12 protein-coding genes, 1 pseudogene and 1 riboswitch are annotated in these 15,965 nt (G+C 73.7%); of the genes and pseudogenes, 5 read left to right on the top strand and 8 right to left on the bottom strand.

The features are described from left to right. The first annotated feature begins 104 nt into the window (after positions 1 to 104). Complete coding sequence (locus tag O7614_RS09075; protein WP_278138015.1) at positions 105 to 3,722, top strand: hypothetical protein; 3,618 nt, start codon at positions 105 to 107, stop codon at positions 3,720 to 3,722. A gap of 18 nt (positions 3,723 to 3,740) precedes the next feature. On the opposite strand, the gene O7614_RS09070 is transcribed toward O7614_RS09075, so the two are convergent. The 7 genes and pseudogenes from O7614_RS09070 to O7614_RS09040 all read right to left on the bottom strand — a co-directional run bounded on the left by O7614_RS09070 (position 3,741) and on the right by O7614_RS09040 (position 10,267). Next, complete coding sequence (locus O7614_RS09070; protein WP_278138014.1) at positions 3,741 to 4,526, bottom strand: hypothetical protein; 786 nt, start codon at positions 4,524 to 4,526, stop codon at positions 3,741 to 3,743. Between the two features lie 23 nt (positions 4,527 to 4,549). Further along, positions 4,550 to 5,422 carry a PspA/IM30 family protein gene (locus O7614_RS09065; protein WP_278138013.1) on the bottom strand — a complete coding sequence of 291 codons (873 nt, stop codon included), beginning with the start codon at positions 5,420 to 5,422 and terminating at the stop codon, positions 4,550 to 4,552. A gap of 195 nt (positions 5,423 to 5,617) precedes the next feature. Beyond that, the gene (locus tag O7614_RS09060; protein WP_278138012.1) at positions 5,618 to 6,058 is read right to left on the bottom strand and encodes a helix-turn-helix transcriptional regulator; all 441 of its coding nucleotides are present in this window, start codon (positions 6,056 to 6,058) and stop codon (positions 5,618 to 5,620) included. A 300-nt stretch (positions 6,059 to 6,358) separates the two neighbouring features. Beyond that, positions 6,359 to 6,799 (bottom strand): annotated as a pseudogene (locus O7614_RS09055) (CinA family protein); the annotation flags it as partial. Positions 6,800 to 7,030: 231 nt separating this feature from the next. Beyond that, positions 7,031 to 7,624 carry a CDP-diacylglycerol--glycerol-3-phosphate 3-phosphatidyltransferase gene (gene pgsA / locus O7614_RS09050; protein WP_278138011.1) on the bottom strand — a complete coding sequence of 198 codons (594 nt, stop codon included), beginning with the start codon at positions 7,622 to 7,624 and terminating at the stop codon, positions 7,031 to 7,033. 77 nt (positions 7,625 to 7,701) lie between these two features. Then, the gene (gene rimO, locus O7614_RS09045; protein WP_278138010.1) at positions 7,702 to 9,210 is read right to left on the bottom strand and encodes a 30S ribosomal protein S12 methylthiotransferase RimO; all 1,509 of its coding nucleotides are present in this window, start codon (positions 9,208 to 9,210) and stop codon (positions 7,702 to 7,704) included. Between the two features lie 133 nt (positions 9,211 to 9,343). Further along, positions 9,344 to 10,267, bottom strand: coding sequence for an ornithine cyclodeaminase family protein (locus tag O7614_RS09040; RefSeq protein WP_278142197.1), 924 nt, complete (start codon positions 10,265 to 10,267; stop codon positions 9,344 to 9,346). A gap of 92 nt (positions 10,268 to 10,359) precedes the next feature. Beyond that, positions 10,360 to 10,432, top strand: a riboswitch (guanidine-III (ykkC-III) riboswitch). 61 nt (positions 10,433 to 10,493) lie between these two features. Between O7614_RS09040 and O7614_RS09035 the strand changes: the two genes are divergently transcribed. Together O7614_RS09035 and O7614_RS09030 are read left to right on the top strand one after the other, a co-directional pair. Beyond that, entirely contained in the window at positions 10,494 to 10,808 is a 315-nt protein-coding gene (locus tag O7614_RS09035; RefSeq protein WP_278138009.1) for an SMR family transporter, read from the top strand. A 74-nt stretch (positions 10,809 to 10,882) separates the two neighbouring features. Next, on the top strand, positions 10,883 to 11,128 hold the full coding sequence (locus tag O7614_RS09030) for a hypothetical protein (RefSeq protein WP_278138008.1): 246 nt from the start codon (positions 10,883 to 10,885) through the stop codon (positions 11,126 to 11,128). A 94-nt stretch (positions 11,129 to 11,222) separates the two neighbouring features. Here the strand turns inward: O7614_RS09030 and O7614_RS09025 are convergent, their stop codons facing one another. Beyond that, positions 11,223 to 13,679, bottom strand: coding sequence for a DNA translocase FtsK (locus O7614_RS09025; RefSeq protein WP_278138007.1), 2,457 nt, complete (start codon positions 13,677 to 13,679; stop codon positions 11,223 to 11,225). A gap of 113 nt (positions 13,680 to 13,792) precedes the next feature. Here O7614_RS09025 and O7614_RS09020 point away from each other — a divergent pair, with 113 nt between their 5' ends. Together O7614_RS09020 and O7614_RS09015 are read left to right on the top strand one after the other, a co-directional pair. Then, on the top strand, positions 13,793 to 14,272 hold the full coding sequence (locus O7614_RS09020; RefSeq protein WP_278138006.1) for a YbjN domain-containing protein: 480 nt from the start codon (positions 13,793 to 13,795) through the stop codon (positions 14,270 to 14,272). A gap of 86 nt (positions 14,273 to 14,358) precedes the next feature. Next, positions 14,359 to 15,921: a YbjN domain-containing protein gene (locus O7614_RS09015; protein ID WP_278142196.1), complete on the top strand. Its 1,563-nt coding sequence runs from the start codon at positions 14,359 to 14,361 to the stop codon at positions 15,919 to 15,921. The last annotated feature ends 44 nt before the right edge of the window (positions 15,922 to 15,965 follow it).

Here is a 15,965-nt window from a genome sequence, read left to right as displayed (position 1 = left end):
GCCGGAGTCGCATGCTGCGGTTGAACCCTCACCGACCGTCAGCAGAGTGCCGAGGTCCGCCCCGTCGGGGTGGCGGACCACGTGCCCCGACCCCGGGGAGAGTCATGGCGATGTTCCGCAGACTCCGCTTCGCCTTCTTCGAGCGGACGACCCGCGACACCGGCGACCCCGCCACCGACCGGACGCCGTCCGTGCCGGCCGCGCGTAGCGCCGAGGAGACCGCGCCGGCGCCGACCCTGGACCCGGCCGTGGTGCCACGCTGCTTCGGTCCGGTGCCCAACTTCGCCCACAGCCCCCGCCCGAGGCGTGATCCCGGCGGGCGGGTGGTGCCCGGCACCGGACTGCGCAAGTTCGTCGACCCGTTGCCCGTTCCGGGCCAGCAGGGCCGGTCCGACCTCGGCAGCCAGCTGCCGGTGGCAGCGCCGGACACGATCAGCTATCCGGGCTGCGACTACTACGAGATCGGCCTACAGGAGTACGCGCAGCGGCTGCACCGGGACCTGCCGGCCACCCGGCTGCGCGGCTACCGGCAGCTCAACCTGGGCACCGACGCGACGGGCCACAACACCGTGGCACCCCCCGACCGGCCGTGGCACCTCGGCCCGATGATCCTCGCCCGCCGGGGCCGACCGGTCCGGGTGAAGTTCATCAACCAGCTCCCCACCGGCCGGGCCGGCGAGCTGTTCCTGCCGGTGGACGACACGATCGACGGTGCTGGTCTCGGCCCACTGGACGGACCGGCGCCGTACCCGCAGAACCGGGCGGTGCTGCACCTGGCCGGGGCGCAGACCGGCTGGACCAGCGCCGGCAACCCGGGGCAGTGGATCACTCCGGCCGGGGAGATCACCCCGTACCCGACCGGGGTGGGGGTGACCCACGTGCCGGACATGCCGGCACCGGGCGCGGGGGCCACCACGCTCTACTACCCGAACGACCAGAGCGGCCGGCTGCTGTGGTTGCACGACAACACCGTCGGCCTGGCCCGGCTCACCGTCTACGGCGGTCAGCTCGCGCTCTACCTGCTCACCGACCCCGCCGAAGACCAGCTCGTCGCCGACGGGGTGCTGCCGGGCGACCAGCTACCCCTGGTGGTCGAGGACAAGACGTTCGTGCCGGACGACACCCAACTCGCCGCCGAGGACCCGACCTGGGACCGGGGACGCTGGGGTGCCCGGGGCAGCCTCTGGCACCCACACGTCTACCAGCCACGGCAGAACCCCTACCGCGCCGGCGGACGCAACCCGACCGGCCGGTGGGACTACGGCCCCTGGTCGCACAACCCCAGCCCGGACGGCGTCCACACCGACGGCTGGGCCGCGAACCCCCACCACGACCCGGTCGACGCGCCCGACGAACCACCGCTGAGCCCCGACCTGCCACACCCCAGCGCGGTCCCCGAGGCGTACGGCGACACCCCGCTCGTCAACGGCGTCGCCTACCCGTACCTGGAGGTGCGACCGCGCGCGTACCGGTTCCGGATCCTCAACGCCTGCCTGGACCGCAACCTGAACCTCCAGCTCTACCGCGCCCGCTCGGACGCGGCGATGTGGACCGACGACGGCGCGCTCGCCGACGCGGACGGCGGTGAGGTGCCGATGGTGCCAGCCGTGCGGGCGGCGGACCGGCCACCGGGCTGGCCGACCGACGGACGCGACGGCGGGGTGCCGGACCCGCGGGCGGCCGGACCCGAGTTCGTCCAGATCGGCAACGAGGCCGGGCTGCTGCCCGCACCTGTGGTGCTCCCGAACCGACCGATCGGCTACCGGTACGACCGGCTCGACCCGACCGTGCTGAACGTCGACGGGCACACCCTGCTGCTCGCCCCGGGCGAGCGGGCCGACGTGCTCGTCGACTTCTCCGCCGTCCCCCCGGGCAGCACCCTGATCCTGTACAACGACGCGCCGGCGCCGCTGCCCGGCTACGACCCGCGCTACGACCACCACACCGACGCAGCGGACCGCACCGCCGACGGTGGCCCCCCTCGCACCGAGCCGGGGTACGGCCCGAACACCCGCACCCTGCTCCAGTTCCGGGTGAGCGGGGCACCCGCGCCGCCGTACGACCTGAACCGGCTGCGCGAGCGGCTACCCCTGGCGTACGCGGCCAGCCAGCGCCCACCGATCGTGCCGCAACCGGCCTACGACGCGGCGTTCGGCACCCGTACCGGGTCGGAGACCACGGTGCCGGTGCACGCCAGCACGGTGACGTTCACCCCGGCGGGCGGTGCCGGCCCGGTCACCCTGCCGGTAACTGTCAAGGCCGCCCAGCAGGTGTTCGAGCCGGACCATGGCCGGCTGGCCGGCCGACTCGGCGTCGGGCACCCGCACGCCGGGCCACTCAACCCGACGACACTGCCGCTGGGCCCCACCGACCCGGTCACCGAGGTGCTGTTCGCCACCGACCCCGCCGTGCCGGTGGGCGCGCCGGGCGACGGCACCCAACTCTGGCGGATCAGTGGCGCCGTGCGGCAGACCGAGCCGCTGCACTTCGGTGGCTGCGACGTGCAGGTGGTCAACCGGGTCGGCTGGGACGGCACACTGCGGCCACCGCACGGCGCCGAGTTGGGCTGGAAGGACATCGTCCGGGTCAACCCCCGGGAGGACGTCGTGGTGGCGTTACGCCCGGTCGCCCCGGTGCTGCCGTTCAAGCTGGGCGACAGCGTCCGACTGCTCGACCCAAGTCGCCCGGCCGGGGCCCGTACCGGGTCGACCCCGGTGAGCCCCGCGGACGGGCGGCCCGCCATGGTGGTCAACCAACTGGTCAACCTGGGCTGGGAGTACCGCTGGCACAGCCAGCTCGCCGGCCACCGCGACGGGGGGATGACCCGGCCACTGGTGCTGCGGGTGGCACCGAAGGCACCGACCGGGCTCACCGCCACGCCGGTGTCCGGCTCGGCCACCGCGCTGCCCGCGATCGCCCTGGCCTGGACCAGCAACGGTGGACGCCCACCCGCCACCAGCCACCTGCTGCAACGGGCCACCGACGCGACCTTCGGCGGCGAGGTCACCACGATCACCGTCGCGGCCGCCGCCACCCGGTACACGGACGCGACGGTCACCCCCGGCGTGACCTACCACTACCGGATCCGGGCGGAGAACGCCGTCGGCTACTCGTCCTGGTCCAACGGGGTACCGGCCTCGGTGCACCTGGCCGCGCCCAGCGGCCTGGTCGCGGCGCTCCCGCCGGCCGCGCCGCTCCGGGTGGCGCTGCGCTGGTCCAACCGGTCGTTCGCCACCGGCATCGACGTGCAGCGGGCGACCAACCCGACGTTCACCAGCGGTCCGGGCACCACGGCGATCGGGGTCAGCGACAACCACCTGGACGTCACAGTGGCACCGGACACCACGTACTACTACCGCGTGCGGACCACCTACCTGGGCGCCGCCTCCGCGTGGTCGACGGTCGCCACGGTGACCACCCCGCCCGCGCCGGGCACCCCCACCGGCGTGAGCGTCACCGCCAGCGCGCCCGGCCCGGACACCGCGACGGTGACCCTGGCCTGGGCGGCGGGCACACCCACCGGCCAGGGTTCCGGGTTCATCGTGCAGCGGGCCCTGGACCCGGCGTTCGACCAGGAGGTCGCCACCTTCACCGTGACCGGTCGAGGTTTCACCAACACCGGGCTGGCCCGGGGCGTGACCTACCACTACCGGATCCGGTCGTTCAACGTCGTGGGCAGCTCGCCCTACACCGGCCCGGTCCTGGTCACGACACCACCGTGACCGGCCGGCGCGGCCCGCTCAGCGGGTGGGCGCGCGCAGCGGGGTGCCGACGGCGCGCAGCTCGGCGAGCGCCCCGGCAACCCCGTGCAGCAGGTCGGTCGCCTCGGTGAGCCGGTCGGCTGCCGGGTGGGCGGTCTCCGGTCGGGCGTCCTCGGCCAGGTAGCCGGCGGCGGCGACCACCAACCGTTCGTAGGCGGCGACCCCGCCCTCCAGTTGGGCGGTCAGCACGGCGTGCGCCTCGGCCAGCGGCGCCCGCGCGTCGGCCGGGGCCAGCCGCAGCGCTCGTTCGACACTGGCCACCCGTGCGGCGAGGTCGCGCAGCGAACCATCGGCGGCGGCGGCCTCCTGCACCGCGGGCTCCGCCAGCCCGGTCAGCCGGGGAGCCATCCCGGCCAGGGTGAGGGCGGCCCGGTCCAGACGGGCCCACTGCTCGCCCGCGCTGGTGCCGCGCAGGGCGATCCGGGAGCGGACCCGGCGGACCTCGGCCAGCACACCCGGGCCGACCGGCAGCCGCTCGACGGCGGCGACCAGCCGGGCCCGCGACCGGGCCGCGGCCTCAGCCGGGTCGAGCGCGGGTGGTGCCGGCTGGGCGGCCAGGGCCCGCACGTCGATCCAGCGCCAGGCGGCGAGCGCCACCGCACTGCCCGCGGCGCCCGCCCAGGCCGCATCGGGAAGACCGAGGCCGGCGTACGGGGTCAGCACCGCGGCGGCGCCGCCGAGCCCACCGGCCAGCACACTCCATCGCCGGGCGGACCGGCGAAGCCGACCAAGCCTGCGGAAGTATCGCGTCCGCTCGTCCGCCACCGTGACCCCCTCGGTCCGCTCGTTCAGCCGGCGGCGGTCGGGTCGCCGGTGCCCCGCTCGCGGGCCATGCTGGCGCGCAGCTCGTCCAGCCGGGCGGCAGCCGTCGGGTCGCTCGCCGGGCCGGCGTTGTCGGCCTGCGGCACGCCCGGTCGCTGTGACGCCCCGCCGAGCTGCTCCCCCGCCATGCTCGACCGGATCTGCTCCAGTCGGGCCGAACCCGCCGAGTCGATGGTGGCCTTCTGGATCTCCAACATCCGACCCTCGACGGAGTTGCCGGCCAGCTCGGCGCGACCCATCGCGTTGGCGTAGCGCCGCTCGATGCGGTCGCGCACCTCGTCCAGCGACGGGGTGTTGGTGGGCGCGGTCAGCGACGACATCGACTCCAGCGAACGGGCCACCGACTCCTGCATCTTGGCCTGCTCCAGCTGGCTGAGCAGTTTGGTGCGCTCGGCGAGCTTCTGCTGGAGGATCATCGAGTTGTTCTCGACCGCACGCCGGGCCTGGGCTGCGGCACCCAACGCCTGGTCGTGCAGGGTCTTCAGGTCCTCGGTGGCCTGCTCGGCGGAGACCAACTGGGTGGCCAGAGTCTGTGCCGACTGCTCGAACCGCGCCGCCTCGGCCTCGTCACCCTTGGCCCGGGCCTGGTCGGACAGCACCAGTGCCTGGCGGGCGTTGCCCTGCAACCGCTCGACCTCGGACATCTGCCGGGAGAGCTTCATCTCCAGCTGACGCTGGTTGCCGATCACCGCGGCAGCCTGCTGGACCAGCGCCTGGTGCTGCCGCTGGGCATCCTCGATGGCCTGCTGGATCTGCACCTTGGGGTCGGCGTGCTCGTCGATCTTCGCACCGAAGAGCGCCATCAGGTAGTTCCAACCCTTGACGAACGGGTTCGCCATCTCCGCGGTATCCCCTCAGTCGCGTCGCTCCACCACGGTCGGGTCGGACGGGCCGACCACGACCGGCCGGTCTCCATCGTCCCAGTCGAACGCCAGCGAAGGCACCCTTACCGGGGGTCGACAACACCGGCAGCTCCTGCCGGCCACCCTACGCGGCCGGGGCCAGCCCGCCCACGCCCAACGGGAGGACGTGGCTCAGGCGGCGCAGACCACGTCGCGGTCGCGCTCGGTGGGGCGCACACGCGCGCTGCGCAAGGTGGCCTTGAGCGGCGAATCCTGACGGACCGACACGGCGACCTTGCCATCGGAGGTGACCTGGCGAACGCCCCGGCTGGTGCTCTTGGGCACCGCTGCGGCGTCGGCCTGCTCCTCCTGCATCGAGACGAGCACGCCGGGCATCTGCTCGGCGAGCGCCACGGTGTCGCTCACCTCACGCAGCAGCTCGGACAGGCGGGCACCGAGGGCGTCGCAGATCGCGGCGAGCAGCTCGCTGGACGGCTCCTTGTGCCCCCGCTCGATCTCGGAGAGGTAGCCGAGGCTCACGTTGGCGGCGGTGGAGACCTCACGCAGCGTGCGCTGCTGCCCCTGACGGCGCGCTCGCAGTGCGTCACCGATCACCCGGCGTAGCAGGATCATCGCACCTCCCCCTGAGGGATACCTCGCGCTCGCCGCCGGCAGCCGGTCGCGGCGGGGCCGCGCCGACCCCGAACGTCGGAGCCTTCCCGCAACCGTACCCGTTGCGAGCCCGGGCGACATCCCGCCCCGCCCGTCGGTTCGTCGGCGCGGGGCTCACCGGTGGGCGGCACCGGCCGTCCCGGCCCTGCCCCGGGTGGTCCCGTCCGGAGCGCCGGAGGTGTCCGGCGGGGGAACAACTTCTGGGGTGTCGGGGTTGCCGGTCGGGGCGCCGGGGGCGGTTTCCCGTGCGTCGGCGTCGTAGATCCGCTCGGCGAGCAGCCGTAGCGCCTCGATCACCGCTGTCGCGCGGACGTGCTCCCGCCCGCCGTCAAGGTCGAGCTGGCGAACCTCGGCGCCGTTCGCCCCGGCGACCGCGACGTAGACCAGGCCGACGGGTTTGCCGTCCTGCGGTTCCGGGCCGGCGACGCCGGTGGTGGCGACCCCCCAGTCCGCGCCGCAGCGCTCGCGGCCACCCTCGGCCAGCGCCGCCGCCACGTCGGGGTCCACCGGCCCCCGCTCGGACAGCAGGCCGGCGGGCACGCCGGCCAGGGTGTCCTTCAGGTCGGTGGCGTAGACCACGAGGCCGCCCCGGTAGATCGCACTCACCCCGGCGACGTCCACGATCGAGGCGGCCAGCAGGCCGCCGGTGAGCGACTCGACGGTGGCCAGGGTCTCGCGTCGTTGCGCCAGCCGGTGCACCACCGCTGCCGCCGCGCTGCCCGCCGCCGCGTCGTCCGAGACACCGACCGCCGGACGTCCGAAACCCACTTCCCGCTGCGTCGACTCGTCCGTTCCCACGCACCAATCCTTCCCCACCGACCGGTCCCCAACCCTGCCGGCCCGATCGCGTCGATCATGAGGTTGCCGTCGCGACACGCCGCGACCCGGATGGCGACAACCTCATGATCGACGCGGGCGGGGTGGGGTGGGGGTTCAGCGGGGGCGGCGGAGGCGGAGGGCTTGGGCTATGTAGTCGAAGCCGGTGGCGACCGTCACCAGGACGGCGGCGGCCATGATCCACGGGCCGACGGCGGCGAGGGCGGCCGGCATCGGCCAGAGGTACCAGGCGATGGCGAGGATCTGGAGCGCGGTCTTGAGCTTGCCGCCCCGGCTGGCGGCGATCACGCCGTGCCGGATCACCCAGAACCGCAGCCCGGTGATGCCCAGTTCGCGGACCAGGATCAGCGCGGTGACCCACCAGGGCAGTTGGTCGTACCAGGAGAGCAGCACCAGGGCCGCGCCGGTGAGTGCCTTGTCGGCGATCGGGTCGGCCACCTTGCCGACCGAGGTGACCAGCCCGAAGCGGCGGGCGATCCAGCCGTCCACCAGGTCCGTCGCCGAGGCCACCGCGAAGATCAGGCAGGCCGCCATCCGCCAACCGGCGTGGGTCATCCCGGACACGATCACCGAGGCGGCGAAGACCGGCACCAGCACCAGCCGCAGGGCGGTCAGCGCGTTGGCCGCGTTGAGGACGGGCACCACCGCCGCCACCGCCCGGCCCGGCGTCGACTCCGTCGCCCCGGTCACCGCCGGGCTCCGCTCGGACTGCCGCGGCGTTCCCGGCACCGCACCACGTGGCTCCCCCGCTCCGCTCGGACCCGCCGTCACCGTGCCGCGCCGGGCGCCGCCGAGATCATCTCATCCGGGACGGCGAGCAGGTCCACCCCTTCGGTGCCGGTCACCGTTGCGCGTACCAGGTCACCCGGGCGCAACGCGGCCAGGTCGACCCCACCCTCGGCCGGAGCGACCAGCGTGGTCGAACCGTCGGCCTCCGGCGCCTGGTGCGCCGCCCGGCCCTCCACCACGCCGTCCGCGATCGAGTCGACGAGCACCTCGACGGTCGAGCCGAGCCGGTCCTCGGCCCGCTGCGAGCACAGCTCGTCGGCGAGCGCGCTGAGCCGGTCGTACCGCCGCTTGATCGTCGCGGCGGAGACCTTGCCGGGCAGCCCGGCGGCCTCGGTGCCGTCCTCGTCGCTGTAGTCGAACATGCCGATCGCGTCGAGCCGGGCCTCGGTCAGGAACCGGACCAGCTCGTCGACGTCGGCGCGGGTCTCGCCGGGGAACCCGACGATGAAGTTGCTCCGGGCGCCCGCGTCCGGAGCAAGCGCACGGGCACCCGCCAGCAGCTCCAGGAACCGGTCGGTGGACCCGAAACGGCGCATCCGGCGCAGCACCGGCTCGCTGGAGTGCTGGAACGACAGGTCGAAGTACGCGGCCACACCCGGGGTGTTGGCGATCGCCTCGACCAGCCCAGGCCGGGTCTCGGCCGGCTGGAGGTAGCTCGCCCGCACCCGGACGATGCCGGTCACCGCGGCGAGCTGCGGCAGCAGCTTCTCCAGCGCGCGGGGGTCGCCCAGGTCCTTGCCGTACGAGGTGGAGTTCTCGCTGACCAGCACCAGCTCCCGAACGCCGGTCTTGGCCAGCCACTCCGCCTCGGCGAGCAGCTCGTCCGGCGTACGCGAGACGAACGCGCCACGGAAGGCGGGGATCGCACAGAAGGCGCAGCGCCGGTCGCAGCCGCTGGCGAGCTTCAGCGAGGCCACCGGGCCGGTGTCCAGGCGGCGGCGCAGCACCTGCCGCAGGTGCGCAGGGGTGTGCTCGTCGGTGTCGACGGTGGCGCGGGTCACGGTGCCGTGCCCGGGCAGCGACACCGCGCTGTCACGCCGCTTAACCGGGGTCAACGGCAGCAGCTCACGCCGGTCCCGAGGGGTGTGCGCGGTGACCTGCTCGCCGGCGACGACCGCGTTCAGCCGGGCGGCGATGTCCGGGTAGTCGTCGAAGCTCAACACCGCCTGGGCCTCGGGCAGGCTGTCGGCGAGCTCCCGGCCGTACCGCTCGGCCATGCAGCCGGCCGCGACCACCTTGGCACCGGTCCCGGCGGCGGCGAGCAGGGTCTGGATGGAATCCTGCTTGGCCTTCTCCACGAAGCCGCAGGTGTTGACGACCACCACGTCGGCGCCCTCGCCGTCGGTGCTCACCTGCCAGCCGTCGGCGTGCAGCCGGGCGGCCAGCTCCTCCGAGTCGACCTCGTTGCGGGCACAGCCGAGGGTCAGCAGGGCGACGCGGCGGCCCTCGGCGTTGTCGGAAGGAGAAGGAGCGGTGGCAGACACCATCCGAGGGTACCGGGCCAGCCGGGGTAGCCCGCGCACGCGGGCGGCCGGGGACGTGCAGGGACCTTCGGTTCGCCCCGGTGTGCCGGGTCGCGGGGTCGGGGCCGGTGCGCCGCCAGCGGTCGCGGCGAGCCGGTCAGCGCGCTGCGGCACCCACCCGGGTCAGCGCGTCGAGCAGGAAGACCTCGGTCCCGGCCAGACCGGTGGAGCAGAAGACGGAGACCTGGTCCGCGGCGGTCCGGCCGGGGGCCGCGCCGGCCAGGATGCCGCCCAGGTCACCCAACCGCCCGGCGTACGGGGGTGTGGCCGCGAGCATCGGCGGCTGGTAGTCCGCCGCCTGGGTCGGCGAGTCGGTGACCAGCAGATCGGCGGCGTCCAGCAGGTCGGTGCCGAACTCGCTGCGGTCGAGCTGCTTGAAGCCGACCGCGTTGACGTGCGTGCCGGGGCTGAGGTCGGCGGCGCGGAGCACCGGGGTCGGGCTGGTGGTCGCGAGCACCACCACGTCCCGCCCGGACACGGCCGACTCCGGGCTGGTCACCGCGCGGGCCGGCACACCCAGCTCGGCGCGGACCCGGGCGGCGAAGGCATCTCGTCGGGCGACGGCGCGGCTGTGCACGACCACCTCCCGCAACGGGCGGACCGCGGCGGCGGCCCACACCTGCGTCCAGGCCTGCCGGCCGGAGCCGATCACCCCGAGGCTCTCCGCGTCCGGTCGGGCCAGCGCGTCGACCGCGAGACCCCCCAACCCCCCGGTGCGACGGGAACCCAACTCCTCGCCGACCGCGACCGCCCGGAGCGCCCCGGTACGGGCATCGTGCAGCACCACCAACTGCTCGCCCTCCGGGTGGCCGAAGGTGTCGTACGAGCGGAAGCCGTACCACTCGCCGACCAGGTGCCCGGCGGTGAGCACCATCCGCCCGCCGTCGAGCGGGGCGGCGACCCGGGGCGGGGTGATCAGGCGTCCCTCGTACGCGGCCAGGACGGCGGCGCGCATCGCGTCGACCGTGGTGGCGGCGTCCAGCACGGCGGCGACCTCGGGGTCGGCGTAGAGCAGGGTCATGGTCGCCATCCTGCAAGTTGAAGTCAGGTGCAGGTCAACGGGTGGTGGTGGTTGTCACCGCCCACCCCCGGACGCCGGTGCTAGCGTCGGCAGCGGTGGCCCCGGATGCTCGCGGCCGCTCCGGACGAGTGGTGGGCGTACCCGGTCAGGCCAAGACGCCCCGCGTGAGATGCAGACTCGACTCGTCCCGGCGCGGCAGCCCCGGGCGCCTACCGTGAGGTGAACGATGGCCTGGCTCGTACTCGTGATCTCGGGACTGCTGGAGACGGCCTGGGCGATCGCCCTGGACCGCAGCGCCGGCTTCAGCCGGTTGGTCCCGTCCGTGATCTTCGTGGCGACACTGCTCCTGAGCATGGCCGGGCTGGCGTACGCGCTCCGGGAGATCCCGGTCGGCACCGGCTACGCGGTCTGGGTCGGCATCGGCGCGGTCGGCACCGCCCTGATCGGGATGCTGGCGCTCGGCGAGTCGGCGAGCCTGCCCCGGATCCTCTGCCTGCTGCTCGTGATCGCGGGCGTGGTCGGCCTGAAGGTCTTCCACTGAGGAAGCAGGTATGACAGGTCCCCACAGTGGGTAGTGATCGATTCGTCACCACAGGCTCTCATCCGGAGGACGACATGGCCGATATGTCCAGCACCGCCCGCCCGCGCAGCAACGCCGCCCGCATCCTCACCATCGTGGGCTTCGTCTTCGCAGTCCTCGCCCTGCTGCTCAACCCGATCATCTTCGGCGTGCTCGGCGTCATCGCCGGCGTCGTCGGCGCGGTGCTCGGTGACAAGCCGCTGGGCTGGTACGCCGCCGCGGCCAGCGTCGTCGCCGCGATCATCAGCCTGGTGATCATCGGTGCCCTGATCAACAACTGACCACGCTCCGACACGGGCCCGCCGGATACCGGCGGGCCCGTCGCGTGTCCGGGGTCGACCGAAGGTCAGTCCCCTGTCCGGGGTCGACCGACGGTCAGTCCACGTCGCCGCGCAGGCCGACCAGGACCTCGTCCAACTCGTCCGGCTTGACCAGCACGTCGCGTGCCTTCGACCCCTCGGACGGCCCGACCACGCCACGGGTCTCCATCAGGTCCATCAGACGGCCCGCCTTCGCGAAACCGACCCGCAGCTTGCGCTGCAGCATCGACGTCGAGCCGAACTGCGAGGTGACCACCAACTCCACCGCCTGCACCAGCAGGTCGAGGTCGTCGCCGATGTCCTCGTCGATCTTCTTCTTGCTCTCCTGCGCCGGGGCCAGCACGTCCTTGCGGAACTCCGGCTCGCGCTGGTCCTTGCAGAACTTCACCACGTCGGCGATCTCGCGCTCGGTGACCCAGGCGCCCTGGATGCGCACCGGCTTGGAGGCCCCCATCGGCAGGAAGAGCCCGTCACCCCGGCCGAGCAGCTTCTCCGCGCCCGGCTGGTCGAGGATGACCCGGGAGTCCGCGAGCGAGGAGGTGGCGAACGCCAGCCGGGACGGCACGTTCGCCTTGATCAGACCGGTCACCACGTCGACCGAGGGGCGCTGGGTGGCCAGCACCAGGTGGATGCCGGCGGCTCGGGCCAGTTGGGTGATCCGGACGACCGAGTCCTCCACGTCGCGGGGCGCGACCATCATCAGGTCGGCCAGCTCGTCCACGATCACCAGCAGGTACGGGTACGGGCGCATCTCCCGTTCGCTGCCCGGCGGGGCCTTGATCTCGCCGTTGCGGACCTTGCGGTTGAAGTCGTCGATGTGCCGGACCCCGTTGGCGGCGAGGTCGTCGTAGCGCATGTCCATCTCGCGGACCACCCAGTCCAGCGAGTCGGCCGCCTTCTTGGCGTTGGTGACGATCGGGGTGACCAGGTGTGGGATGCCCTCGTAGCCGGTCATCTCGACCCGCTTCGGGTCGATCAGCAGCAGCCGCACCTCGTCCGGGCTGGCCCGGGTGAGGATCGACACCAGCAGGGTGTTCAGGCAGCTCGACTTGCCCGCCCCGGTGGCGCCGGCGATGAGGATGTGCGGCATCTTCGCGAGGTTGGCCACCACGTAGCCGCCCTCGATGTCCTTGCCGAGCGCCACCACCATCGGGTGGTGGTCGCTGGTCGCCGCCCGCGAGCGCAGCACGTCACCGAGGGCGACGTTCTCCGGGTCGGTGTTCGGGATCTCCACGCCGACCGCGCTCTTGCCCGGGATCGGGCTGAGGATGCGCACGTCCGGCGACTTCACCGCGTACGCGATGTTGCGGGACAGCTGGGTGATGCGTTCGACCTTGACGCCGTGGCCCAACTCCACCTCGTAGCGGGTCACGGTCGGGCCGCGGGTGAAGCCGGTGACGGCGGCGTCCACGTCGAACTGGTCGAACACGCCGGTAAGCGCGGCGATCACCTCGTCGTTGGCCTTGCTCCGGGTCTTCGCGGCAGCCCCGGTGCTGAGCATGTTGGCCGGCGGGAGGGTGTAGTCACCGGCCAGGCCGGTCAACGCGAGTTGCTCGGCCCGGGTCGGGGCGGGTGAGTGCTCCGGCGGCTCGACCGGCGGCTTGCGGCTCGCCGGCACCTTCGCCGGCGGCTTGCGCGGCAACACCATCGTCTCCTGGAGGTCCGCGCCGTCCAGGTCCTCGAAGTCGTCCGGGTCGAGTGGCGCGGGCGTCCGCTTCGCCGGCCGCTTGCGCGCGGGCCGCGCCGCCGGCTCGTCGGCCTCCTCCGCGGCCTCCGGAGGGGCGACCAGCCCGCCGGCGAGCAGACCCAGCCGCTCGGGAATCTTGTTGATCGGCGTCGCGGTGACCACGAGCAGGCCGAAGAGCAACAGCAGGACCAGCAGGGGTACGGCCACCCAGGCGGTGACCGCCCGTTCCAGCAACCCGCCCACGCCGGCGCCGACCAGGCCACCGGCGTAGTCACGCTGCACGGTGGTCACCGGGTCCTGGCCGATCTGGAGCAGCGCGGCTGTCGACACCAGCAGCGAGCCCCAGCCGATCAGGCCGCGACCCCGGTGCTCCGGGTCGGCCGGCTGACGCATCAGCCGCCACGCCCCGATCATCAGCAGCACCGGCACGACCACCGAGATCGCACCCAGGAACAGCCGCACCGTGTCGGCCAGGCGCGCGCCCACCGGGCCCGCGCCGGACAACCAGAGGGCCACGGCCGAGAGCAGGGCCAGCCCGAACAACAGCAGCCCGGCGCCGTCCCGGCGGTGCTCCGGGTCGAGGTCACGGGCCGAGGCGGCCTGCCGACCGGCGGCCCGCACCGCCCAACCCATTCCGTGCGCCAGACCCATCCACAGTGCACCGACCGCGCGGCCCACGTAGACGGCCGGGCCGGGCCGGGCCGGCGTGGTCCGACGTCGGACCGGCCCCCGAGTCTTCTTCGCCGGTTGACGGGCACGACTGTTGGTGCCACCGCGCGGCGACGCGCCGCGCCGCCGGCTCGCCTGAGAGGTACGGCCCGCCATAGAGTCACGGTAACGGTGGGGCCGCACAGATCCCCGCTTTTCGGGGTCGTGTCCGCGCGTCGCAACACGAACCCCACCGCCGGTCGTGATATCCGCCTCAGAAGGGATGCCCCATGGCGTCGCCGGAAATCGCGAACGATCCCGACGATCCGCTGGCCGGGCACCCGGGTGCGCTGCGTCCACTGAGCGGCGAACTGGTCGCCGCGGTGCTCGCCGCCCGCGGCCGGTCGGTCGGCCTGAGCGTGGACGGCGAGTTGATGGGCCGTTTCGACGACAACCTGATCTGGTTCCTCCGCCTCGGCGACGCCGGGGAGCTTCTCCAGGTCCGCACCATGGTCACCACCACCTTCGGAATCGAGCAGGTGCCCGCGCTGTACGCCTTCTGCAACTCGTGGAACCACGACCGGCTCTGGCCCAAGGCGTTCACGCACGTCGACGACGACGGTCGGGCCCGCGTCTACGGCGAGGTGATCACCGACCTGGAACGTGGGGTGACTCCGCACCAGCTCGACCACCTGCTCGACTGTGGCATCACCACCGGCTGCCAGCTCGCGGTGGCGGTCCGCCGACTGCCCGGTGCGGTGCCGTCGTGACCGGCCGGGACGAGTTCACCGGCAGCCGCACCGGCATGCCACCCACCGGCGCTGGTGACCGCGTCGCGCCGCGTCGAACACCAGCGATGCAGGCGGCGCTCGCCGACGCCCGGGACCTGCCCGACGGTCCGGCCCGACAGGTGGCCCTGGAACGGCTCGCCGAACGCGCCGACGCTGCCGGGGACGTCCGCTCCGGGGTGGACGCACGGTTCGCGCTGATCGAGGCGTACCTGCTCGACGGGGAGCGGTGGCGCCTGGTCGAGCCGGTCCGACGCTGCCGGGCCGCCGCCGACCACCGGCCCGAGTTGCTCACCGACGTCGAGACCGGGCTGTTGTTGCGCTACCAGCGGTACGCGGTGGAGGCGTTGCTCGGCACCCCCCGGGTCGGGCTGGACCAGACCCGGTCCCTGCTGCACGACCTCGCCCACCGGGTCGGCCTGGACGGTCCGGACACGCCAACCGTCGCGGAACTGCACTGCCGGATCGCCGACCACCTGGGCGACGAGCCCACCGCCCGCCACTGGTACGAGCGGTGGTCCGGCAGGCGGCCCGGCCCGGCCGGGGGATGTCCGGGCTGCGCCTCGGCCCGACGTGCGGAGCTGCTGACCGGTTGGGGTGAGTGGCGGGCGGCGCTCGACGAGCTACGGGATTCCGACGGTGACCGGACGGCCTGCACCGACCAACCCGAACGGGACCTGGTCGCCGGTCTGCTACCCGCCCTGCGCGGGGGTGAGCCGGAGTGGGCCGCGGCGGCCCACGTCCGGGCCTACCGCCGGCACCGACGCGAACGTGCGGCGTTCCCACATCTCGCCGCGCACCTGCGGTTCTGTGCGCTCGGCGGGCACCTGGAACGCGGGCTGACCATCCTGACCGAACAGCTGCCCCGGTTGGACCGACCCACCGACGACCTCGCCGCGATGGAGTTCGCCGCCGCCGGCGCACTGCTCTGCGCGCTGGCCGAGGAGGCCGGCCTGGGCCGACGGACCCTGCCACGCCCGGCGTACGGCGACCGACCCGCCACCGAACCGGACGTGTCCACACTCGGCGCCCTGCTGGTCGGGGTGTCCAGCGAACTGGCCGGCAGCTTCGACGCCCGCAACGGCACCGGCCACCACTCCGGCCGGATGGCCGCCTGGCTCGCCGAACGGCCGCTCGCGGCACCGGTCCCGCTGCCCGCCGACGACGAACTGGGCGGGTACGACGAGCCCGACGCCGACGGGGCCGACGAGGAGACCCGGTCGGGCGAGCTGATGGCGCTGACCCTCGACATGATCACTGCGGTGCTGGACGGGCGCGGCGACCAGTACCTGGTGCAGGAGGGCGACACGGTGGTCGGCCGGTGGGGTTCCGTGGTGATCCAGTTCCGGCGGGCCGGCGAACGCGGCGAGGTGCTGCACGCCCGATCCATGGCCGCCCGCCGGCTGCCGGCGACCCGCCGCGCCGAGGCGTACGCCTTCTGCAACGCCTGGAACCACGACCGGCTGCTACCCAAGGCGTACGCGCACGACCTCGGTGAGGAGTTGGTGCTCGCCGGCGACGTGGCCACCGACCTGACTCACGGGGTCGCCCCGGCGCAGCTCACGGTGCTGGTGGAGGCCGCCATCGCCACCGGCGTCGCCTATGCCGAGGCGGTCGCGGCGCTGCCCTGACCCCCGGACACGGCGACGCCGGCCCACCTGAACGAGGTGGACCG

This window comes from Micromonospora sp. WMMD961 (assembly GCF_029626145.1).
GTDB lineage: Bacteria > Actinomycetota > Actinomycetes > Mycobacteriales > Micromonosporaceae > Micromonospora.
Note: the sequence above shows the minus strand (reverse complement) of the source record. Positions and strands in the feature narration are given on the sequence as shown.